This is a genomic window from Bacillus sp. SIMBA_154 (assembly GCF_046536015.1).
GTDB classification, from domain to species: Bacteria; Bacillota; Bacilli; order Bacillales; family Bacillaceae; genus Bacillus; species Bacillus pumilus_P.
This window is the reverse complement of the sequence record NZ_JAWJBV010000161.1, coordinates 1-291: the sequence shown is the minus strand read 5'-3', so window position 1 is coordinate 291 and position 291 is coordinate 1. Positions and strand designations below refer to the sequence as shown.

The 291-nt window shown below is 48.5% G+C and carries 1 protein-coding gene; it reads right to left on the bottom strand.

All coding sequences use genetic code 11. From position 1 onward, the window contains the following. Window positions 1-291 (bottom strand): RraA family protein (locus R0K30_RS21565; protein WP_486304026.1); only part of this gene is annotated, 291 nt, incomplete at both ends.

Genomic DNA, 291 nt, shown 5'->3' with positions numbered 1-291 from the left:
CGAATGCTATCACCTTGAGCGATGCGTTCACGGATCGGCGACTCAATTTTTTCAATATCATGGGCAACTTGTGCGATATGCTCTGCGCGTTCACGAGGTACAATAACGACACCGCTGGCATCCGCAACAACAATGTCTTCTGCTGCCACACGAACCGTACCAATCGCAACGGGCATATTGATAGAAGATACTTCCACACGATCTTTACCAGTGCGCATAAAGCGACCTGCACTGAATATAGGGTATTGCTCATTGATGGCTTTGTTTACATCACGGCATACTCCGGCGATC